The 17,541-nt window shown below is 71.2% G+C and carries 18 protein-coding genes; 7 read left to right on the forward strand and 11 right to left on the reverse strand.

Annotated features, from left to right (window positions below):
* Nucleotides 1-72: 72 nt before the first annotated feature.
* Entirely contained in the window at nucleotides 73-1,224 is a 1,152-nt protein-coding gene (locus AC1DZA_RS07750) for an epoxide hydrolase family protein (RefSeq protein ID WP_476772302.1), read from the forward strand.
* A gap of 14 nt (nucleotides 1,225-1,238) precedes the next feature.
* Here the strand turns inward: AC1DZA_RS07750 and AC1DZA_RS07755 are convergent, their stop codons facing one another.
* Complete coding sequence (locus AC1DZA_RS07755) at nucleotides 1,239-2,171, reverse strand: cation diffusion facilitator family transporter (RefSeq protein WP_476772303.1); 933 nt, start codon at nucleotides 2,169-2,171, stop codon at nucleotides 1,239-1,241.
* A gap of 88 nt (nucleotides 2,172-2,259) precedes the next feature.
* Nucleotides 2,260-3,195, reverse strand: coding sequence for an NAD-dependent epimerase/dehydratase family protein (locus AC1DZA_RS07760; protein ID WP_476772304.1), 936 nt, complete (start codon nucleotides 3,193-3,195; stop codon nucleotides 2,260-2,262).
* A 108-nt stretch (nucleotides 3,196-3,303) separates the two neighbouring features.
* Between AC1DZA_RS07760 and sigJ the strand changes: the two genes are divergently transcribed.
* From sigJ to AC1DZA_RS07780, 4 genes are all read left to right on the forward strand, one after another.
* Nucleotides 3,304-4,215: an RNA polymerase sigma factor SigJ gene (gene sigJ, locus AC1DZA_RS07765; RefSeq protein WP_476772305.1), complete on the forward strand. Its 912-nt coding sequence runs from the start codon at nucleotides 3,304-3,306 to the stop codon at nucleotides 4,213-4,215.
* 76 nt (nucleotides 4,216-4,291) lie between these two features.
* Nucleotides 4,292-4,873 (forward strand): dihydrofolate reductase family protein, encoded by a 582-nt coding sequence (locus tag AC1DZA_RS07770; protein WP_476772306.1) that lies wholly within the window; start codon nucleotides 4,292-4,294, stop codon nucleotides 4,871-4,873.
* Between the two features lie 14 nt (nucleotides 4,874-4,887).
* Nucleotides 4,888-5,325 carry an alternative ribosome rescue aminoacyl-tRNA hydrolase ArfB gene (gene arfB, locus AC1DZA_RS07775; protein WP_476772307.1) on the forward strand — a complete coding sequence of 146 codons (438 nt, stop codon included), beginning with the start codon at nucleotides 4,888-4,890 and terminating at the stop codon, nucleotides 5,323-5,325.
* A gap of 146 nt (nucleotides 5,326-5,471) precedes the next feature.
* Nucleotides 5,472-7,373, forward strand: coding sequence for a CocE/NonD family hydrolase (locus tag AC1DZA_RS07780; RefSeq protein WP_476772308.1), 1,902 nt, complete (start codon nucleotides 5,472-5,474; stop codon nucleotides 7,371-7,373).
* Nucleotides 7,374-7,480: 107 nt separating this feature from the next.
* On the opposite strand, the gene AC1DZA_RS07785 is transcribed toward AC1DZA_RS07780, so the two are convergent.
* Nucleotides 7,481-7,954, reverse strand: coding sequence for a MarR family winged helix-turn-helix transcriptional regulator (locus tag AC1DZA_RS07785; RefSeq protein ID WP_476761734.1), 474 nt, complete (start codon nucleotides 7,952-7,954; stop codon nucleotides 7,481-7,483).
* Between the two features lie 63 nt (nucleotides 7,955-8,017).
* Between AC1DZA_RS07785 and AC1DZA_RS07790 the strand changes: the two genes are divergently transcribed.
* On the forward strand, nucleotides 8,018-8,386 hold the full coding sequence (locus AC1DZA_RS07790) for a VOC family protein (protein ID WP_476761735.1): 369 nt from the start codon (nucleotides 8,018-8,020) through the stop codon (nucleotides 8,384-8,386).
* A gap of 44 nt (nucleotides 8,387-8,430) precedes the next feature.
* Here the strand turns inward: AC1DZA_RS07790 and AC1DZA_RS07795 are convergent, their stop codons facing one another.
* The 5 genes from AC1DZA_RS07795 to murI form a co-directional block, all read right to left on the reverse strand.
* Complete coding sequence (locus AC1DZA_RS07795) at nucleotides 8,431-9,102, reverse strand: VOC family protein (RefSeq protein ID WP_476761736.1); 672 nt, start codon at nucleotides 9,100-9,102, stop codon at nucleotides 8,431-8,433.
* 39 nt (nucleotides 9,103-9,141) lie between these two features.
* Nucleotides 9,142-9,582: an iron chaperone gene (locus AC1DZA_RS07800; protein WP_476772309.1), complete on the reverse strand. Its 441-nt coding sequence runs from the start codon at nucleotides 9,580-9,582 to the stop codon at nucleotides 9,142-9,144.
* A 148-nt stretch (nucleotides 9,583-9,730) separates the two neighbouring features.
* Nucleotides 9,731-10,351, reverse strand: a complete 621-nt coding sequence (rdgB, locus tag AC1DZA_RS07805) for an RdgB/HAM1 family non-canonical purine NTP pyrophosphatase (protein WP_476761738.1) — start codon at nucleotides 10,349-10,351, stop codon at nucleotides 9,731-9,733.
* Nucleotides 10,348-11,124 carry a ribonuclease PH gene (rph, locus tag AC1DZA_RS07810; protein WP_476761739.1) on the reverse strand — a complete coding sequence of 259 codons (777 nt, stop codon included), beginning with the start codon at nucleotides 11,122-11,124 and terminating at the stop codon, nucleotides 10,348-10,350. The genes rdgB and rph overlap by 4 nt, the downstream gene beginning before the upstream one ends.
* Nucleotides 11,121-11,966 carry a glutamate racemase gene (gene murI, locus AC1DZA_RS07815; protein WP_476761740.1) on the reverse strand — a complete coding sequence of 282 codons (846 nt, stop codon included), beginning with the start codon at nucleotides 11,964-11,966 and terminating at the stop codon, nucleotides 11,121-11,123. The genes rph and murI overlap by 4 nt, the downstream gene beginning before the upstream one ends.
* Nucleotides 11,967-12,078: 112 nt before the next feature.
* Between murI and AC1DZA_RS07820 the strand changes: the two genes are divergently transcribed.
* Entirely contained in the window at nucleotides 12,079-13,353 is a 1,275-nt protein-coding gene (locus tag AC1DZA_RS07820; protein ID WP_476772357.1) for a nicotinate phosphoribosyltransferase, read from the forward strand.
* A 52-nt stretch (nucleotides 13,354-13,405) separates the two neighbouring features.
* On the opposite strand, the gene AC1DZA_RS07825 is transcribed toward AC1DZA_RS07820, so the two are convergent.
* The 3 genes from AC1DZA_RS07825 to AC1DZA_RS07835 form a co-directional block, all read right to left on the reverse strand.
* Nucleotides 13,406-13,693, reverse strand: a complete 288-nt coding sequence (locus AC1DZA_RS07825; protein WP_309979667.1) for a DUF3039 domain-containing protein — start codon at nucleotides 13,691-13,693, stop codon at nucleotides 13,406-13,408.
* Between the two features lie 80 nt (nucleotides 13,694-13,773).
* Nucleotides 13,774-15,351 carry a hypothetical protein gene (locus AC1DZA_RS07830; protein WP_476772310.1) on the reverse strand — a complete coding sequence of 526 codons (1,578 nt, stop codon included), beginning with the start codon at nucleotides 15,349-15,351 and terminating at the stop codon, nucleotides 13,774-13,776.
* Complete coding sequence (locus tag AC1DZA_RS07835; protein WP_476772311.1) at nucleotides 15,327-17,381, reverse strand: ABC transporter ATP-binding protein; 2,055 nt, start codon at nucleotides 17,379-17,381, stop codon at nucleotides 15,327-15,329. Before AC1DZA_RS07835 ends, AC1DZA_RS07830 begins: the two co-directional genes overlap by 25 nt.
* Nucleotides 17,382-17,541 lie beyond the last annotated feature (160 nt).

Raw genomic sequence — 17,541 nt, forward strand, 5'->3', positions numbered from 1 at the left:
ACGGCGGCCGCGGCATCCGATTCACTCGTCCCGTCGCGCCGCCCGCGCGACAGCACGAGGGAGGGACTCGCCATGGAAGTCACGCCGTTCACGATCGCGATCTCGGACGCCGAGCTCGCCGACCTGCACTCGCGCCTGGAGCGCACCCGCTGGCCCGCAGCCCTCACCGAGGGCTGGGAACGCGGAACGCCCGTGCCGTACGCCCGCCGGCTCGCCGAGTCCTGGCGGACCGGCTACGACTGGCGGGCCGCCGAGGCCCGCCTGAACCGCCTGCCCCAGTTCCTCGTCGAGGTCGACGGTCAGCCCATCCACGGCCTGCACGTGCGGTCGACGGATGACGCGGCCGTGCCACTCCTCCTCGTGCACGGCTACCCGTCGTCGTTCGTCGAGTTCGCCCGCATCGCGCCGGTACTCGCCGAGCGACCGGACGTGACGGGGGGCGTCGGTCCCGCGCCGGCGTTCCACGTCGTCGCGCCGTCGATCCCGGGTTTCGGGTTCTCGACGCCCCTCACCAGCCACGGCTGGGACATCGCCCGCACCGCGCGCGCATTCGACGACCTCATGGAAGCGCTCGGCTACGACCGCTACGTCGTGTTCGGCGAGGACGTCGGCGCCGGCATCGCCGAGCAGCTCTGCCTCGACGCCGGCGAGCACGTGCTCGGGCTGATCGCAGCGACCGATCCCGGCGCGATCGCGACCCAGTACACGCCGCCCACCGATCACCTCACCGCCGCGGAGCGCGAGCACCACGAGCGCCTGAAGGACGCGCGCTCCGAGGACTTCGGCTACCTGGCCCTGCAGACGACCCGGCCGCTCAGCGTCGCGTACGGGCTCACCGACTCCCCCATCGCCCAGGCGACGTGGATCGCGGAGAAGTTCCAGGAGTGGACCGACCCCGCCCGCGACCTGCCCGAGGACGCCGTCGACCTCGACGACCTGCTCACGCTGATCAGCGTCGCCTGGTTCGGCCGGGGCGGCGACGGGGCCGCGAACGTGCTCTACGAGACGGCGCACGCACAGGTCGCGTGGGGGCGCAGCCACGACCGCCCGCAGGGCATCGCCGCGTTCGGCGACGAACCGCTCATGCGCCGCATCCTCGACCCCGAGGGGCATCTCGCGTTCTGGAGCGAGCATCGGCACGGCGGCCATTTCCCGGCGATGGAGGCGCCCGACGACCTCGTCGGCGACATCCGGAGCTACTTCGCGCGGCTGCTCACGGTGTGAGGAAGGCCCCAGGCTCACGGATGCCGCGTCGGCTCCTGCTCGGCGCGACCGGCGGGCTCGAGCTGGAACGTCGAGTGGGCCACGTCGAAGTGCTCGGAGAGGCATCCGCCGAGCTCGTCGAGCAGCGCACCCGCGCGACCCGACTCGAACACGTCGGCGTCGACCTCCACATGGGCGCTGAACACCGGCGACCCCGAGGTGATCTGCCAGACGTGCACGTCGTGTACGGCCACCACGCCCGGCGTGCCGAGCAGGTGCTCGCGGATCTCGGCGACGTCGGTGTCGGCGGGGGCCGACTCGAAGAGCACGTGCATGACGTCGCGGAGCAGCATGAGCGCGCGCGGCACGATGAGCACGGCGATCGCCATCGACGCGATCGGGTCGGCAGCGTCGAACCCGGTCGTGAGGATGACGACGGCCGCGACGATGACGAGCCCTGACCCGATGAGGTCGCCGAGCACCTCGAGGTAGGCGCCGCGCACGTTGATCGAGTCCTTCGCCCCAGCCCGCAGCACGAGCATGGCGGCGAGGTTCGCGAGCAGCCCGAGCACGGCGACGACGAGCATCACCCCGCCGCGCACCTCGTGCGCCTCCCCCTCGGCGCCCGACACGAGCCGCCCGATCGCCGAGACCAGCACGGTCACGGCCACGACGATGAGGATGACGCCGTTCACGAGGGCACCGAGCACCTCCGCCCGGCGGTATCCGTACGTCTGCCGGTCGGTCGCTGGGCGCGCGGCGACCATCGCCGCCACGAGCGCGACCACGAGGCCGATGAGGTCGCTCGCCATGTGGCCGGCGTCGGCGAGCAGCGAGAGCGAGCCGCTGAGCACGCCGCCCACCACCTGCACGACGAGGAACGCGCCGATGATCGCGATCGCCACCAGCAGCCTGGTGCGGTTCGCGGTCGCCCCGTGGGCGTGCGCGTGGTCGTGGGAGTGTGCCATCACCTCAAGGGTAGGCGCGGATGCCGCGTGCCGCCCCTGATGGGAATGAGTCCCCTTCTCAGCCGAGCCCGGCTCAGCCGAGCCCGGCTCAGCCGAGCCCGGTGCGGAACCCCTCCCGCCAGCTCGGATACCGCGGCTCCCATCCGAGCTCGCGCTTGGCCTTGGCGTTCGACGAACCCCGGACCTCGGTCATCATCGAGACGCCGTGCTCGCCGATGAGTGCGCGGGCCACCAGTGCGGGGACGTGCAGGGGCGGCCTGGCGCCGGTGATCCGGGCGAGCTCCGGCAGCCACTCGGAGACCGGCGCCGGGTCGTCGTCCACGATGTTGTAGATGCCCGGGGCGCCGCGAGTGACGGCGAGCGCGGTGGCGGATGCCGCATCCTCGACGTGCAGGAACGACCAGACGCCCGTGCCACCGCCGACGAGCGGCAACTTGCGGGCACGGACCATCTCCAGCATCGCGCCGCCCCGGCCGATGGCGTTGCCCGGGCCGTACAGGTTGCCATAGCGGAGCACGAGCCCCGCGGCATCCGTCGTCGCCCGCTCGACGTGCCGGATCGCCGCGATCGACTGCCGTGACGCGGCGGTCGGCGCCGGGTCGAGCGGGTCCTCCTCGGTCTTGACCGGACCGCCGGTGCGTGCGTTCGGCCAGCCCGCGTAGCTCTGCGCGATGAACCGGTCGACGCCGGCCTCGCGTGCGGCGGCGAGCAGGTGGTCGGTGCCGACGGTGCGCAGCGCGTTGGTCGCGGCGAACTCCTCGTCGAAGTGCTTGACGTCGCCCGCCAGGGCGCTGAGCCCGGTGAGTTCGTGCACGATCACGTCGGGGTGCGCCGCGAGCACGGCGGTGCGCACGGATGCCGCGTCGAGGGCGTCCATGGTCATCCCCGTCGCCCCAGCCGCGTCGATACCCGCGAGGCGCTCGGGTGTCCGCGATGTGCCGACGACGTCGTGCCCGTCGGCCACGAGGAGCGGCACCAACCTCGATCCGATGGCGCCGGTGGCGCCGGCGATGAAGACTCGCATGTGCTTCCCTTCCTGTCACCCCCTCCGACGGATCGGCCACCCGGTCTGTGACCGGCGCACGCCGATTCGCGTGGGAACAGCACGAATCGGCTGTGCAATGCTCGGAGCATGGCGACCTCGACCGCGGGGCTCGGCGAGCTCCGGCCCCTCATGTTCTCGATCGCGTATCGCATGCTCGGCAGCGTGTCGGACGCCGAGGACGTCGTGCAGGAGGCGTCCCTGCGCCTGCACGAGCGGTCACGGTCTGGCGAGCCGATCGAGCGCCCCGAGGCGTTCGCGTCGACCGTCGCGACACGGCTCGCGATCGACGCGCTTCGTTCCGCGCGCCGCCGTCACGAGGTGTACCTGGGGACCTGGCTTCCTGAACCGCTGCCCGATGACGACCAGGATCCCGCGCATCGCGTCGAACGCGACGAGACGCTCTCGTTCGCCTTCCTCGCCGTGCTCGAGCGGCTCGGACCGGTCGAGCGCGCCGTCTTCCTGCTGCGCGAGGTGTTCGTGATGGACTACGCCGACATCGCCGCGATCGTCGAACGCGACGAGGCGGCCTGCCGGCAGATCCTGCACCGCGCCCGGGCGCGCATCGCCGACGGCCGGCCACGGTCGAAGACGGATGCCGCTCGCGACGCCGCACTCCTCGACACGTTCTTCGCTGCGCTCGACGCGGGCGACGTCGACGCGCTCGCGAGCGTCCTCGCCGACGACGTGGCGTTCTACGCCGATGGCGGCGGAAAGGCGCCCGCGGTGCGGCATCCGCTGCACGGCAACGTCACCGTGGCACGGTTCCTGGCCGGGCTCGTGCGTCGCGGCGTTGGCATGCGGGTGCGCATGGAGCGCACGTCGATGAACGGCGACCCCGCCCTGCGGGTGAGCGGCCCCGACGGCGCCACGCTGAGCCTGCTCATGGTGCACGTCGACGATGGCCGGATCTCCGTGGTGGGCAACCAGCTCAATCCCGACAAGCTCCGCCATCTCGGCCCCGTCGGCGACCTGAACGCGCTCGTCTCGGGCGATCACTAGGGCGGGACCGATTCTCACCGGAGCAGCGGCTCAGGACGCGCTACCTTGGGGGCACCGCAACGGAGAGGAGAGCCCGATGGGCAAGGTGGTCATGTACAGCTCGGTGTCGATCGACGGCTTCATCGCCGACGAGCACGACCAGCCCGGGCCCCTGTTCGACTGGTTGGTCAGCGGTGACGTGCCGTTGGACGAGAGCGGCGTGCTGAAGGTGTCGCAGGCGTCCTACGACTACACCCGGTCGTACTGGGACCAGATCGGGGTGACCGTCGCCGGCCGCCACGTCTTCGACCTGACGGACGGCTGGGACGGGAAGCCTCCGAGCGGGATCGACCACGTGGTCGTCGTGACGCACCGGCCTCCGCCCGAGGGTTGGGACCCCGAAGCGCCGTTCCACTTCGTCGACGGCGTCGAAGCAGCCGTGGCCAAGGCGAAGGAGCTAGCGGGTGAACGCATGGTCGAGGTCGCCGCCGGCGAGCTCGGTGGCCAGGCACTCGCCGCGGGCCTGGTCGACGAGGTGCGCATGGACGTCGTACCCGTCGTGTTCGGGTCCGGCAAGCGCTACTTCGGGTCGGTCGACGCGCAGCACCTGCTGGAGGATCCAGACGCGGTGATCCAGGGCGAGCGGGTGCTCCACCTGCGATTCCAGGTGCGTCGCTGACCGAGCGGAGACCGATGCCCGCCGCCCACCGTCCCGGTCTCCGGGTCGACTCGACACTCACGATCCCCGAGTCCGAGCTGTCCTGGCGGTTCTCCAGGTCCTCCGGTCCCGGCGGGCAGGGTGTGAACACGGCCGACTCCCGAGCAGAGCTCGTGTGGGATGTCGCGGGCTCGGCGACCCTCGCTCCGTACCAGCGGGAGCGGCTCCTCGAGCGCCTGAGCGGCCGGCTCGTCGACGGCGTGCTGACGGTCACGGCCTCCGAGCATCGCGCGCAATTGCGCAACCGGGACGCCGCGCGCGCTCGCCTCGCCGCCGTCGTGGCCGAGGCGCTGCGACCACCGCCACCGTCGCGACGCCCGACGCGTCCGAGTCGCGGCGCGAAGGAACGGCGCTTGGACGCCAAGAAGCGGCGCACCGACGTCAAGCGACTTCGCCGCCCACCTCACGACTGACCGGCGTGGCGGCACATCCCGGTTCTGAACCGATCCGGGCGAGATTGTTGATCAATCTTCGCGCGCACCGTAGGTTCCTAAGTAGCCGCAGCGGGACAGCGTTGTCCCCCTCGCGGAAAGCGCTCTCCTCGGACGGAAGGACCTCAGTGAAATCCAGAGTTCTCGCCATCGCAGGCTCGGTGGCCATCGCCGTACCCCTGGCACTCGGCACGGCGGGTGCGGCCAGCGCGGCCCCGACCGACAACCCGCCGGTCACGCTCGTCGACAACACCACTGCCCCGATCTACGACTACGCCGACGCCATCCGTGAGACGGTATGGGTCGACGCCCCCGACCTCGACGGCGATGGTGTCGACGAGCGGATCGCCACCGACATCATCCGGCCCCGGGAACTGGACGGCAACGCCCGCGTCCCGATCATCATGGACGCGAGCCCCTACTACCTGAGCTCCGGGCGAGGGAACGAGGCTGAGCGCAAGGAGTACGACGCGGCCGGCAACCTCGTCAAGTTCCCGCTGTACTACGACAACTACTTCGTGCCGCGCGGCTACGCCTACGTCGCCGTCGACATGGCCGGCACCGCCCGTTCGACCGGTTGCACCGACGAAGGAGGCCGCTCCGACATCGAGTCGGTCAAGGCCGTCGTGGAGTGGCTGGACGGCCAGGGCGTCGCGTACGACGCGAGCGGCACGGTGGTCGAGGCGGACTGGAGCAACGGCAAGACCGGCATGATCGGCAAGTCCTACGACGGGACCCTCGCCAACGGCGTCGCCGCCACCGGCGTCGACGGCTTGAAGACGATCGTGCCGATCAGCGCCATCAGCTCCTGGTACGACTACAACCGCTGGCAGGGCGCAGTGAAGTCCAACAACTACCCGAGCAGCCTGTCCCGGTCCGTCGCATCCAATCGGACCATCGAGACCGACTGCTCGGCGCGGCTGAACTGGATGAACGCCAACGACGGCGATGAGACCGGTGCCTACACCGACTTCTGGGCCGAGCGCGACTACCGGGCGGGCACCTCCTACGACGTGTCCAAGGTCAAGGCCAGCGTCTTCATCGTGCACGGACTGCAGGACACGAACGTCAAGACGATGAACGCCTCGAAGTGGTGGGACGGCCTCGGCCAGCAGGGGGTCCTCCGCAAGATGTGGCTCACCCGCCTCGGGCACGTGGACCCCTTCGACTCCGAGCGCGCCCTCTGGGTCGACACGCTCCACCGATGGTTCGACCACGAGCTCATGGACATCGACAACGGCATCGACCGTGAGCCCGCCGTCAGCGTCGAGACCGCACCGAACCAGTGGGAGCAGTCGCCGACCTGGCCGATCTCCTCGGCCCGGACCCAGACGCTGAACCTGCACGCCGACGGCACGCTGATGCTGGGCAGGCAGGACCGTTCCACGGCCAGCTACGTCAACTCCACGTCGCTGAGCGAGGCGAACGCGGTCAAGATCGGCGACAACGCCAACCGTCTGCAGTTCCTCACCGGCACGACCAAGCACGACGTCCGGATCTCGGGCACGCCGACGCTCGACCTCGACGTCACGCACGGCGCCCCGGTCGGGCAGGTGTCGGTCATGCTCGTCGACTACGGCGTGATGGACCGCGTCAGCACTTCCGGCGACGGCGCGCAGACCCTGGGCACGGAATCCTGCTGGGGACCGGCGACGGCAACCGACGACGCCTGCTACTTCGACGTCGCCAAGCGCCTCTCGAGCACTGAGCTGCAAGTGCTGGCCCGGGGCTGGGCTCGCCTGGACGGGGCCGGCAACCACAAGGTCACCGTCGAACTGGCCGCCAACGACGTCGTCGTGCCGGCAGGCCACCAGCTCGGCGTGGTGATCAGTGGCAGCCGCAACGGCGTCCTGGCGGTCGACACCGCAGCGACGACCTACACGGTCGACCTCAGCGGCTCGAAGCTCAACCTCCCCGTCTCGGGTCCGATGGCGGGCTTCGGCCCGGGTCACCTGACCGCGAAGGACACCGAGAACCTGAGCCCGGGAACGCTGGCCAACCTCGACGAAACGGTGTGGCCCGGCAACTGACCCGAGCCCGAGGCGCCGGCCACCACGGCGGTCGCCTCCGCCAGCGAGCTCAGCGGGATTCGGATGATTCCGGATGCCGCTGGGCTCGCGCTCTGTCGATCAGGCTGTCACCCGCCCACTCGAGGCGCCGCGCCGCCCTCGTCGTCGCTGCGTAGCGCGTGGATCATGCTCCGCAGCATCGCGGATGCAGCGGACTGCTCGTCCTGCGTCATGCCGCTGAGCATCCTGACCTCGACGGACCGAACCGCAGCGGATGCCTGCTCGAGGCTCCGTCGCCCGCGTGCCGTGAGCTGCGTAGGAAGGACCTTGCCCACCCGAGCCTCCACCGGTCGGGTGACATATCCGTCCCGTTCCAGGGCCTGGAGGAGCACGTTCATCGATTGCCGCGTCACGAACGCGCCTCGCGCGAGTTCCGAGTTGGACAGGCCCGGGCGCTGCGCGAGCAGTTCGAGGCAGGAGTAGTGCGTCACGGTCATGCCGAGCGGGCGCAGGACCGCCTCCATGGCAGCGCGGAGGGCGCTCGATGCCTCTTTCAGCAGATAGCCCAGCGAGGTCTCCAGGTCGACGCCGTTTCGACTCATGTCAGTATTCTGACATAGTCTACGAATGTCAGATAACTGACACCGATCGCAAGGAGCGACACCATGCCCGTCACCGGCCCAGACTTCATCTCCCTCCAGGCTCGCGACCTCGCCGCATCGCAGGCGTTCTACGAGCAGTACCTGGGCCTCGTCCGTTCACCCGTGGGCCCTCCCCACGCGGTCGTCTTCAAGACGACCCCGATCGCGTTCGCTCTCCGGGAGCTCGTTCCCGGCACCGATCTCGCGTCGGTTGCCCAGCCCGGTATCGGCGTCGCGATCTGGCTCCACGCGACCGGCGTCCAGGCCATCCACGATGCGCTCGTCGCCGACGGGCACACGATCGTCGCGGGACCCGTCGACGGCCCATTCGGCCGCACCTTCACCTTCGCCGACCCCGACGGCTACCACGTGACCCTCCACGATCGCGCCTGATTCACCCGTCCCCGCCGACGGCACGTCCTGGCTCGAAGCAGGCGTCAGTCGTCGGTGTCGGTCCAGGACGCGATGTCCACGCCGTGGTTGTCGGGCGACGCGAGCGTCCACCACGAGGGGGCGTGGGAATCGTCGACGAGTCGTCCGCCGGCGGCCAGTGCGGCATCCACCCGCACCTGGGCCCGGTCGGCCGGCACGAAGACGTCGAGATGCGTGCGGCCTCTGCCCCGAGCGTCGCCGCTGATCGGGTTGAAGGCCAGCTGCGGTCCGCAGCGCATCGGGTCGACGGCATCCGTGTCTCCGAACTCCTCGTAGCCCAGCGCGGCGATGAAGAACGGTCGGACGTCGGCCTCGGACTGCTGGGCGACGTAGATGCCGATCGACTGCGCCATCGAGGGATCAGGCGTCAGCATCAGTTCGGCGGCTGCGCGGGACACGGCAGCAGCGAAATCCGGTGCGACCGCGGAGATTCCCTCCGGGCCGCGGTACGGAATGCGAACCACGACGCCCTCTGGGCGGAGGTCCACGTCTGGCTGCACGCCGAATCGCTCGGCGGCGGCGACGACCGGGGCCACGAGGCCGGCCGCGTGGCCCAGGGAGCTCGCCCTGAAGACCGCCTGCGGCCCGGTTCCCGTGACTCGCCAGTCGGAGACGCCCGGTGCTCGGTGGAACTCGGCGGCGGAGATCCAGTCGGCTCCGCCCGTCGCTTCGGCCATCTGGGACTCCATTCCCGAGCTGTCGAGGCTCGGCGCGCCTCAGCCGACCGCCTTGCGGACGAGCTGCGTGATCTGCTGCTCCACTGCCGGCGTCCAGCTGCGGATCGCGTAGCCGATGGGCCACAGGTCGCCGTCGTCGAGTCGCGCGCGGTCCTCGAAGCCGATGGTCGCGTAGCGGGTCTTGAACTTGGCCGCGGCCTGGATGAAGACGACGATCTTGCCCTCGGCGTTCGCGAACCCGGGCATGCCGTAGTACGTCTTCGGCACGAGGTCGGGCGCGACCTCGGTCACGACCTTGTAGAGGCCCTCGGCGAGCACCTTGTCGTCGGGCTCCATCTCCGCGATCGCATCGCGCACGGCCTTGTCGCCCGCCTCACGGTTCTTGCCGGCCTTCTCCTGCTCGCGCAGCTCCTTGGCGCGCTGCTTGACCGCATCGCGCTCCTCGGCGGTCAGCCCTCCGGACGTGTCGCTCTTGGCCATCGTGGTGTTCCCTTCGCGGATCCTGCTCGTCTGCGACCCTGCATCGGGGCCGTCGAACTCAGGCTAGCGAGCCGCGATCTTCGGGCGCTTCTCCGAAACTGCTCCGATCCGGATGCCGCCGCGTGCACGCCGTGCGTCGCGCCAGGGCTCAGCCGTCGAGTCGGGCCGCGATGCGCTCGAGCTCGGGCAGCAGCTCCACGAACGCCAGCGCGCGGTGGCTCCGCGCGTCCTTCTCCGCGGGCTGCAGTTCGGCGGCGGTGATCTCGAGGCCCTCGGGCTCGAAGATCGGGTCGTAGCCGAATCCGTGCGAGCCGCGCGCCTCGTAGGCCAGGCTGCCGCGCCAGGAGCCCTCGGCGACGAACTCGTGCCCGCCGGCCAGCACCGAGTCGGGCACGACCAGCGCGATGGTGCAGTGGAACTCGGCGCCGCGGTTCGGTCGGCGCACGTCGGCGAGCTGCCCGAGCAGCAGCTGCACGTTGGCCTCGTCGCCGGCGGCCTCGCCCGCCCAGCGCGCCGAGAAGATCCCGGGGGCGCCGCCGAGCACGTCCACCATGATGCCCGAGTCGTCGGCGAGCGCGATCCGGCCGGTGTGCTCCGCGGCCGTGCGCGCCTTGATGAAGGCGTTCTCGGCGAACGTCAGGCCGTCCTCGACGGGTTCGGGGCCGTCGTACGGCAGCACGACCGCCTCCGGCATCCGCTCGCCGATGATGCGCTGGAACTCGCGCACCTTCTTCGCATTGTGCGTGGCGAGCACGAACTCGAGGCTCATGCGCGGGCCGCCTCCTCGCCGGCGGCGAGCGCGGCCAGCTGCAGCCTCGTGAGTTCCGCCGTGCCCGAGAGGGCGAGGTCGAGGAGGGCGTCGAGTTCGCGACGATCGAACGGCGCGCCCTCGGCGGTGCCCTGCACCTCGACGAACAGCCCCCGACCGGTGGCGACGACGTTCATGTCGGTCTCGGCGCGAACGTCCTCGACGTAGGCGAGGTCGAGCATCGGCGTGCCGTCGATGATGCCGACCGACACGGCCGAGACGGTGTCGATGAGCGGCTTCGCCTTCTGCCCGATGAACTTCTGGGTGCGGGCCCATTCGATGGCGTCGGCGAGCGCGAGGTAGGCGCCGGTGATCGCGGCCGTGCGGGTGCCGCCGTCGGCCTGCAGCACGTCGCAGTCGATCTGGATGGTGTTCTCGCCGAGGCCCTTCGTGTCGACGACGGCACGCAGGCTCCGGCCGATGAGCCGGCTGATCTCGTGCGTGCGACCGCCGATGCGGCCCTTCACCGACTCGCGGTCGTTCCGCGTGTTGGTCGCCCGTGGCAGCATCGCGTACTCGGCGGTGACCCAGCCGCGGCCCTTGCCGTTCATCCAGCGCGGCACGCCGTTCGTGAACGACGCCGTGCAGAGCACCTTCGTCTCACCGAACGAGACCAGCGCGCTGCCCTCGGCATGCGCGCTCCAGCCGCGTTCGAAGGTCACCTTCCGCAGCTCGTCGGCGGCACGGCCGTCGGTGCGAACCAGGTTCGCCTGGGGGTCGGATGCCTCGGTCATGCGTTCTCCTGTCGAAGCCATGCGGGGTGGGGAAGGGTGAGGGCGCCCGTCTCGACGAGCTCGACGCTCGGGATCTCGGGGGCGATCAGGCGGTGCGCGAGGTCGAGGAACGCGCTCGTGGAGCCGCCCGTCGCCTCGTAGCGGTAGGTCGGCGGCAGCGCCGATCGACGCTCCATGCCGTTCGACACGAGCACCCGGTACACGTCGTTCGCCGTCTCGACGTCGCTCGAGACGAGGGCGACCTGCTCCCCCATCACGTACGAGATGGCGCCCTTCAGGAACGGGTAGTGGGTGCAGCCGAGCACGAGCGTGTCGACGTTGGCGTCGCGAAGGGGCGCGAGGTACTCCTCGGCGACGGCCAGCAGTTCGTCGCCGCTCGTCACGCCCGCCTCGACGAACTCGACGAACCGGGGGCACGCCGCGGAGAACAGCTCGAGGTGCGGGGCCGCGGCGAACGCGTCGTCGTACGCGCGCGACTGCACCGTGCCGACCGTGCCGATCACGCCCACGCGACCGTTGCGGGTGGTGGCCACCGCCCGGCGCACTGCCGGCTGGATCACCTCGACGACCGGCACGTCGTAGCGTTCGCGGGCATCGCGGAGCATCGCCGACGACGCGGTGTTGCAGGCGATCACGAGCATCTTCACGCCCTGCGCCACGAGGTCGTCGAGCACGGCGAGCGCATAGCCGCGCACGTCGGCGATCTTCTTCGGGCCGTACGGCGAGTGCTCGAGGTCGCCGATGTAGACGATCGACTCGTGCGGCAGCTGGTCCTTCACGGCACGGGCGACCGTGAGACCGCCGACGCCGGAGTCGAAGATCCCGATCGGTGCATCCGTCACGGTCCTCAAGCTTAGGCGAGCGTCGCGTGGCACCGGCCCGCCCGCGGCCGACCAGTAGGCTGACCGTGTGACCGGGTCAGCTGCGCTCTTCACCGACCGTTACGAGCTCACGATGGTGGATGCCGCACTGCGAGACGGCACGGCGCACCGCGAGAGCCTGTTCGAGGCGTTCGCGCGCCGCCTGCCCGACGGGCGCCGCTACGGCGTCGTCGCCGGCACGGGGCGGCTCCTGGAGCTCGTGCAGCGGTTCCGCTTCGAGGACGCCGAGCTCGAATGGCTGCGGTCGAACGAGGTCGTTCGACCCGAGACGCTCGACTGGCTCGCCGACTACCGCTTCCGTGGCGACATCTGGGGGTATCGCGAGGGCGAGGCGTACTTCCCGGGTTCGCCCCTGCTGACCATCCAGGCGACGTTCGCCGAGGCCGTGATGCTCGAGACCGTGGTGCTGTCGACGCTGAACTACGACTCGTCGGTGGCCAGCGCCGCCGCGCGCATGGTCTCGGTCGCCCTCGGGCGGCCGATCGCCGAGATGGGCTCGCGTCGCACGAGCGAGTTGGCGGCGGTCGCCGCGGCCCGTGCCGCCTACATCGCGGGCTTCGACGCCACCTCCAACCTCGAGGCGGGTCGCACCTGGGGCCTGCCCACGATGGGCACCGCGGCCCACGCGTTCACGCTGCTGCACGACTCGGAGGAGGCGGCGTTCCGCGCACAGGTCGAGGCCTTCGGCCCCGACACGACCCTGCTCGTCGACACGTACGACATCGCGAGGGGCGTCGAGACGGCCGTGCGGGTCGCCGGCACGGGGCTCGGCGCCGTGCGCATCGACTCGGGCGACCTGCCCACGGTGGTGGCGGCCGTCCGCGAGCAGCTCGACTCGCTCGGCGCCGTCGACACGCGCATCACCGTGACGAGCGACCTCGACGAGTTCACGATCGCGGGCCTCTCGGGCGCCCCGGTCGACGCGTACGGTGTCGGCACGGCCGTCGTGACCGGCTCGGGATTCCCCGCGGCGGGCATGGTGTACAAGCTCGTCGCCCGTCGCGACGACGCCGGCGAGTGGGTCGCGGTGGCGAAGGCATCCACGCAGAAGGCGAGCGTCGGCGGCCGCAAGAACGCGGCACGGCGCCTCGACTCCACGCGCACCGCGCGGGAGGAGGTCGTCTACGTCGGCGACGGACCCGACGGCGAGGCCGAGTTCGAACCCGGCAGCCAACTGCGTCCGCTCATGGTGCACCTCATGCACGACGGCGTCGCCGACCCGGCGTTCCTCGGTGCCGAAGGCACGCGTGCGGCGCGCGAGCACCGGGCCGAGGTCATGCAGGAGCTGCCAATCGAGGCGTTCCGCCTCGGACGCGGCGAGCCGGTGATCCCGACGACCTACCGCTGACCGTGCGCACCGCTCTGCCGACGCACCGCCGGGAGACGCGCCGCCGGGAGGACTACGCCGACTTCATCCGCTCGTAGATCTCCTTGCAGGTGGGGCACACCGGGAACTTCTCGGGGTCGCGCCCCGGCGTCCACTTCTTGCCGCACAGCGCCTTGACGGGCTTGCCGGTGATCGCGGACTCGAGGATCTGGTCCTTCTTCACGTAGTGCGAGAACCGCTCGTGGTCGCCCGGCTCGATGGCCTCGTCCTGCAGGAGCTTCTCGAGCTCGCGGTCGAGCACGGAGGTGCCTCCACCGGGGGCGTCGGGGTCGGCGATGCTCGCGCGTGCAGGATCGATCATGTGCTCGATTCTACGCGCGGATGCCACGGTGCCGGCCTTCCCGCGATCCCGCAGCCGGCTCGTGCGATGCGGCGAGGAACTCAGGCGCGAAGCGCCGCGCCGAGGATCTCGGGCCCGCGCCGGTCGAACACGCGTCCGCCGGCCAGGATGCCGAGCACGAGCATCGCGATGCCGAGCCCGGTGCCCGCTGCGAACGCCGCCGCGTTCCACGTCGAGTCGCCGTCGAGGAAGCCGAGCGTCGCGAAGGCGAGTGCCGGGGCGGCCACGAGCAGTGATCCGAGCATGGTGATCGACTGCACGAGCGCCGTGATCGCGCCGGTCGACTGCGGCTGCTGGAAGGGGCTGTCGCCCGGCTTCACGGCCGGGTAGGGGAAGCGTGCCGACGTGATCGAGCCGACCCCGAGCCCGCCGAGGAGCAGGGCGGTGCTCACGCCGATGACCGACGGCAGCAGCCGCCAGTCGTCGATGACGAACACCGTCACGGAGCTGCCGAGACCGATCACGAGGATGCCGGCGATGAGCACGGGCACGAGCCGGCCTGCGCGATCGGATGCGCCGCGCACCCCTGAGGCCACGTGCAGCCACACCGCGGTGCTGTCATAGGCGGTGTCGTTGTGCAGCGACCATCCGAGCAGCAGGCACATGAGCGGCACCGGGATGAGGGCCGTGTAGGCGAGCGGGATGCCGGCGAGACCGAGGGGCACGATGACCAGCAGCGGCACGATCGGGATCATGATGAACGACACCCAGTAGCGGGCGTCGCGGAACCAGTAGGTGATGCTGCGGGCGGCCACCGCACCCGTCGCCGTGTGCGGCATCCGGTCGAACCAGCCGAGGCCACGGTAGCTCTTCGCCGAGGCCTCGCGGCCCGGGGTCACGAGCATGCGCGCCACGACCGCCTGCCAGGCCAGCCAGAGCGCTCCGAGCGTGAGCACGGCCACGAGGAACTTCAGGATGGCGACGCCCCAGTCGCCGGCCGCCGCGTCACCGGGTGCGGCGAAGGCGGCGCCGAGCGGGGTCCAGCCGAGCACGCCCGCGAGCGACTCGAGCACGCCGAGGCCGGAGCTGGCCCAGTCGAGCGTCGCGAGCACCACGATGATCGGCGAGATCAGCACGATGAAGAGCACGCCGAGCACGCTGCTGACCTCCCGCGCGCGTCGCGTGGCGAGCAGCACGGAGGCGAGTGAGGTCGAGACCCGGGCGAGCAGCAGGCACGTCGCGAAGGCGAGCGCCGCGGCGAGCAGCGCGAGGATGGTCTCCCCCACTCCACGCGACCAGGTCACGACGGTCCCGGCGAGCACGATCGCGAGCACGAAGGCGGGGATCCCGATCATGGCGGCGATCGCGAGGCCGAACGCCAGGGTGCGGTCGGGCAGACCGAACAGCGCGAACCGCCGTGGGTCCATGGTGTCGTCGACGCCGAACAGCAGCGGGAGCACCACGAAGCCGATCACCGTCGCCGAGCCCGCGACGATGAACACGTCGCGGATGAGCTCGACGTCACCGACGAAGCGCAGCCCGACGAGCGTCATGAACAGGAGCGCGGCGAGACCCAGTCCGTAGACGAGGCCGAGCACGATCCCCACGACCTGCCAGACGCTCCGCCGGAAGATGTTCCCGAGCAGGCGCAGCTTCAGTCGGAGAAACTGTGCAACCATTCCATGCCTTCCGCTGCCTTGCGTCCGCCGGCGAGCTCGACGAAACGGTCTTCGAGCGTCTCGCCGGCGCGCACCTCGTCGAGCGTTCCGGATGCCAGCACCCGGCCGCCCACGATGATCGCCGCCGAGTCGCAGACGCGCTCGATGAGGTCCATGCCGTGGCTGGAGAGCACCACCGTGCCGCCGCCGCCGACGTACCGCTCGAGGATCTCCGTGAGGTTGGCCGCGGAGACGGGATCGACCGACTCGAAGGGCTCGTCGAGCACGAGGAGACGCGGAGCGTGGATCATGGCGCAGGCGAGCGCGATCTTCTTCGTCATGCCCGCGGAGTAGTCGGCGACGAGCCGGTCGACGGCGTCCTCGAGGCCGAAGGCGGCGATGAGCTCGGTGCTCCGTTCGCGCACGGTACGACTGTCGAGGCCGCGCAGGACCCCCGAGTAGTAGAGCAGCTGGGCACCGGTGAGGCGGTCGAAGAGCCGCAGCCGGTCGGGCAGTACGCCGGTGGCGCGCTTGGCCGCGCGCTGGTCGGCCCACGCGTCGATGCCGTTGATGCGCACCATGCCGGCGTCGGGTCGGAGCAGGCCGGTGACCATCGAGAGCGTCGTGGTCTTGCCCGCGCCGTTCGGACCGACGATGCCGTAGAACGAGCCGGCTCGCACATCGAGGGTGATGCCGTCGACGGCGGTGTTGTCGCCGAACTTCTTCACGAGGCCCTCGATCGAGAGCACCGTGGGTGCGTCGGGCGACGGCGCCGGCCGCGCGACGCGGAGCGTGCGCTTCTTGCGGGCGGTCGCCTTGCGCGGCGCCGGGATGACCGCGACCGCCAGGTCGACGGTGGCATCGGATGCCTCGGGCTCGCTGTCGACCGTGGAGACCGGGGCCGCCTCGGTCTCGGGCGGCGCGGTGGTCGCAGCGGCCACGTCAGCCGCATCGAGGTCGACCTCGACTCCCGCATCGGAGAGGACGTCCTCCAGGGTCATCGTGGCCGGAGCCCCGTCGACGGGTACGTGATCGCTGACGACCGGGGCAGCGGATGCCGCGGCTGCAGCCTCGGCCGCTGCCGTGGGCGTCTCGGGCGCCTTGCTCTCGGCACGCGGCGACGGATCGGCGATCGCGTCGTCGGCGATCGCCGCGGCCGCGACGACGGCGGCAGCCCTGGCGGCGGCCTGTCGCTCGGGCCGCTCGCGCGTGGTCTCGTCGATCTCGGAGGCGGCAGTCGCTCCGGCCGCGGGTGCGACGGGTGCCGCCTCGGCGGCCGGCGCGGCAGCGGGTGCGACGGGAGCCGCCTCGGCGGCCTGCGCGGCAGCGGGTGCGACGGGAGCCGTCTCGGCGACGGGCGCCTCCGCCTCGGCGGGGGCCGGCTTGCGGCTCGTCCGCTCGGCGGTCGTGGTCTCGGTGGTGAGGGAGGCGGCCGTGCGCTGCGCCTGGCGCTTCGAGGTCGCCGCGGAGGCCGCACGGCTGCGCGCGGCCGGGCTGGTCGTGCTCGCCGCACGCGCGGCACGTGCCGACTTGGCCGCCTCGCCACGGGCCGACGCCGCCTTCGCGGAGGCGGTGCGCGACGCCGCGGTGCGCTTGGACTGCGGGGTCTGCTCGGCGTCGACGGCCGGCGCGTCCTCAGCGGGCTTCGGTGTCGCGCTCGTCGAGGCCGTCGACCTCGCGGCCGCGGATCTGCCGGCCGACGTCTTCGCGGCGGTCGACTTCGCGGCGGTCGTCTTCCCCGGGCTCGACTTCGCCGCGGTCGTCTTCGCTGCGGTCGTCTTCGCGGCGGTGGTCTTGGCAGCGGACTTCGCCGCCGTCGACGTGGCGGCCGTGGACTTGGCCGCAGCCGAGCGCGTGGAGCGGGGCTTGGCCGCCGGCTTCGCGGGGCTGTCGGACTCGTTGTCCGCGATGGCGGGACGGCTCGCTGCCCGTGCGCTCGTCGTGCTCCGCGACGCCCGCGGCGCAGCCGACGACCCCCGATCGGCAGACACCCCGGTGCCGGTGCCTTCGGGTTGTTCGTCGTTCTGGTCGGAGCGCGAAACGGAAGTCACCACGCAAACCTACCAACCACCGCGCCGCGAACCCAGTCGTGACGTCACCCGTTGACGCGCTGGGAACCTGTGCATCCCCTGTGCTCTCGATCACGATCCTGCTACGACCACGTCAAGGGGTCGGCGCAGCGGGCGCGGAGCCGATATCCTGAGACCCGGC

This window comes from Agromyces sp. P2_B3 (assembly GCF_056404815.1).

Coding starts and splice junctions, on each gene's coding strand:
- AC1DZA_RS07750 (WP_476772302.1), top strand. CDS start 73: ATGGAAGTCACGCCGTTCACGATCGCGATCTCGGACGCCGAGCTCGCC.
- rph (WP_476761739.1), bottom strand. CDS start 11,124: ATGACCGAGGCATCCGACCCCCAGGCGAACCTGGTTCGCACCGACGGC.
- AC1DZA_RS07785 (WP_476761734.1), bottom strand. CDS start 7,954: ATGAGTCGAAACGGCGTCGACCTGGAGACCTCGCTGGGCTATCTGCTG.
- AC1DZA_RS07800 (WP_476772309.1), bottom strand. CDS start 9,582: ATGGCCAAGAGCGACACGTCCGGAGGGCTGACCGCCGAGGAGCGCGAT.
- AC1DZA_RS07820 (WP_476772357.1), top strand. CDS start 12,079: ATGGTGGATGCCGCACTGCGAGACGGCACGGCGCACCGCGAGAGCCTG.
- AC1DZA_RS07790 (WP_476761735.1), top strand. CDS start 8,018: ATGCCCGTCACCGGCCCAGACTTCATCTCCCTCCAGGCTCGCGACCTC.
- AC1DZA_RS07755 (WP_476772303.1), bottom strand. CDS start 2,171: ATGGCACACTCCCACGACCACGCGCACGCCCACGGGGCGACCGCGAAC.
- arfB (WP_476772307.1), top strand. CDS start 4,888: ATGCCCGCCGCCCACCGTCCCGGTCTCCGGGTCGACTCGACACTCACG.
- AC1DZA_RS07795 (WP_476761736.1), bottom strand. CDS start 9,102: ATGGCCGAAGCGACGGGCGGAGCCGACTGGATCTCCGCCGCCGAGTTC.
- sigJ (WP_476772305.1), top strand. CDS start 3,304: ATGGCGACCTCGACCGCGGGGCTCGGCGAGCTCCGGCCCCTCATGTTC.
- AC1DZA_RS07770 (WP_476772306.1), top strand. CDS start 4,292: ATGGGCAAGGTGGTCATGTACAGCTCGGTGTCGATCGACGGCTTCATC.
- rdgB (WP_476761738.1), bottom strand. CDS start 10,351: ATGAGCCTCGAGTTCGTGCTCGCCACGCACAATGCGAAGAAGGTGCGC.
- AC1DZA_RS07760 (WP_476772304.1), bottom strand. CDS start 3,195: ATGCGAGTCTTCATCGCCGGCGCCACCGGCGCCATCGGATCGAGGTTG.
- AC1DZA_RS07830 (WP_476772310.1), bottom strand. CDS start 15,351: ATGGTTGCACAGTTTCTCCGACTGAAGCTGCGCCTGCTCGGGAACATC.
- AC1DZA_RS07825 (WP_309979667.1), bottom strand. CDS start 13,693: ATGATCGATCCTGCACGCGCGAGCATCGCCGACCCCGACGCCCCCGGT.